The sequence below is a fragment of the Vibrio genomosp. F6 genome (assembly GCF_005146325.1).
GTDB classification, from domain to species: Bacteria; Pseudomonadota; Gammaproteobacteria; order Enterobacterales; family Vibrionaceae; genus Vibrio; species Vibrio cortegadensis.
The window spans coordinates 1-2446 of record NZ_SYUT01000007.1; the positions used below are offsets into that span (position 1 = coordinate 1).

General features: G+C 39.5%; 3 protein-coding genes. All 3 read right to left on the reverse strand.

The features are described 5' to 3' along the window. Positions 1-486: 486 nt before the first annotated feature. Positions 487-1107, reverse strand: coding sequence for a hypothetical protein (locus FCV43_RS00225; RefSeq protein WP_170961572.1), 621 nt, complete (start codon positions 1105-1107; stop codon positions 487-489). A gap of 203 nt (positions 1108-1310) precedes the next feature. Continuing rightward, a complete protein-coding gene (locus FCV43_RS00230; RefSeq protein ID WP_136993681.1) occupies positions 1311-1706 on the reverse strand; it encodes a VOC family protein in 396 nt (131 codons plus the stop codon). A 222-nt stretch (positions 1707-1928) separates the two neighbouring features. Beyond that, positions 1929-2411, reverse strand: a complete 483-nt coding sequence (locus FCV43_RS00235) for a tetratricopeptide repeat protein (protein WP_136993682.1) — start codon at positions 2409-2411, stop codon at positions 1929-1931. Positions 2412-2446: the final 35 nt, after the last annotated feature.

Genomic DNA, 2446 nt, shown 5'->3' on the forward strand with positions numbered 1-2446 from the left:
AAACGCACTTGGCTAAGAAACGAAATTAGGCAAAATTTGAATGGTTCAGTTAGCCAGAATGACAAAGAATTCGAACGAGAAACCTGACAGCAAAATGCGCTGACGCCACAACTTTCAATGAAGTCCCCACAAAAAAGAAGCCGCGCAAAATGAACTTGAGCCAGCAAAACTTACTAACGAGGAGACTTGCGTGACGTTGCTCCTAATTAACCGATAAACATTCTACGTGCGATGGTCATTTTGATGGCAATTTTCACGAAAAGAGCAGGTGTGTAGCTCGAACGCAGAACAAAGATAAACGGATAATTTAACCCTTTGAATCTTATGCAATATAACGCCGCATTAAGGGGTGAACAACGCCGCCACCCACCCTAAAGCATTGTACCGTAAACACTAAATTTGAAGTAGAAGCAAAAATGCCAAGCGTTGAGAATCCCTCTTAAATGCTTTGTTATGCTTATGTTGACAAAAACTGCACTCACTACCTTACATTGCGTATTCAATAACCTTTTGCTCTAAATTTCCGATAGCAAAACATTTCACAGCATCAACACTTTCATAAGGTGTTTTTGTAGAAAAGTCTAAGCTAAATTGATCGCTACCAGCTGGCTGGTTATTTAGATTAAAATATTTAACATTTATGTCCACAACATACTTTGTATTAACACTAAGTTCAGTGCCACTTTCAGTTGGAGCAAGGTATATATTGGTTCTCCCTGAGAGCTTAGAGCCTCTAACTGCGTTAAACGCGTGTCCGTTGTCATTGGTAAACGTATATCTTGCGCTATCAGCTGGATTGTACTCATAAGTATGCTTACCGCGAGCATTAGAAAAATTACGAACAGAAGTACCGCAGTCTACGTACTGAGATGCGTTATTTGTCGAAAAAGATACATTTATGATACGCGATGACTTTTCAATGTTATTAATAACAAAGAAATCTGATGCGAGATTCTTTACTAATCTATTCCATACAACATCAAAATCCTCTTCAAGGAGAATATTATTTTCAACTTTTTTTTGTACAGGAGGGGTATACGTTAAATCTGAGGTTGCACATCCGCTTAAAGATAAGACAACAACAGGGAATATTATTTTTTTCATCATAGGTACCATTTAGATAATTCAACTTCATTTTATCGTATAAAACACCAAATGTAACTATATAGCATGACATACCACAAGTAAGCATAACGCCCAATTAAGGTGCGACAACGCTATGACACCTAAGCTAAACCATTGATCCGTAAACACTAAATTCAAATCGGAGTAAAATCGGCAAGCGTTAGGAGTCACTCTTAAATTGTTTGTTAGAGCGCACTTTCACTTGGCAGAAAATGAGTCGTACAAATTTTATTCCCATCAGGATCACGTAAGTAAGCTAAATACAATCGACGCGAGCCGGAACCACGAACACCTGGAGGCTCTTCTATTGCGATACCACCACTTTCTATTCCAATTCGATGCCATTCATTGATGATTTCAGGGCTGTCTGCTAAAAAACCTACTGTCATCCCGTTGCCATGACTTGCCACTTCCCCATCAATGGGTTTAGTTAAACCAAGTACACCAGATGGGCTAAAATACATGCAGCGACCTTTTTCATCGATTATACCTTCGCTATAACCGAGTACTTTCATAATGGCATCGTAGAATTTCTTTGAACGAGCTACATCATTCGTGCCAAGCATCATATGACTAAACATACACTTCCTTTTGATTTCATTGATATTAGAGATTCTAATTTAGAATGTTCATTTATCGATGTCTAGGAGTAATGTGCCCTGCGCACTAACGCCCAATTAAGGTGCGACAACGCTATAACACCCAAGCTAAACCATTGCACCGTAAACACTAAATTCAAATCAGAGTGAAATCGGCAAGCGTTGGGAGTCACTCTTAAATTGTTTGTTATAAGCGTGTTTCGTTTACCACGTTCTATCTAAATCCTCGGCATACAAAGAAATAGCGCGTTTATACTCTATTATTGCGTCACTACTAGTGGTTGAAACTAGCAACTCAAGAAGCAAAGACGTCGCTTCTTTATGACGCCCTAGGTTGTAGAGGCACATTGCATAGAAAGGCTGAACCTCCATAGAATCAGGGTACTCGTTCAGAGTTTGCTCGAAATACGTAAGCGCATCTGAGTAGTTACCAAGACTTCGATAGGTGCTCGCCAAGCCGAATAAAGCATCGAACCGTTCTACTGACGATAGTAAACCCGACAGAGATGACAGATAATGACCAACTGCTTCTTGCTCTTTACCTTCATTATCATATGACCACGCAATTTGCAGGTGAGCCTTAGCTACATAGTTTTCATCGTTCAATAACGTTGAAAGCAAAGCTCTAGACTCTTGATATCGAGCTTCTTTGCGCAATTCAATGGCTTGTTTGATGATGATTTCCATAGTTTTCCTCGAAAGCTTATAACGCCCAATTAAGG

Excerpts from the sequence above, each read along its gene's own strand:
- FCV43_RS00235 (WP_136993682.1), bottom strand. The coding sequence starts at position 2,411 with ATGGAAATCATCATCAAACAAGCCATTGAATTGCGCAAAGAAGCTCGA.
- FCV43_RS00225 (WP_170961572.1), bottom strand. The coding sequence starts at position 1,107 with ATGATGAAAAAAATAATATTCCCTGTTGTTGTCTTATCTTTAAGCGGA.
- FCV43_RS00230 (WP_136993681.1), bottom strand. The coding sequence starts at position 1,706 with ATGTTTAGTCATATGATGCTTGGCACGAATGATGTAGCTCGTTCAAAG.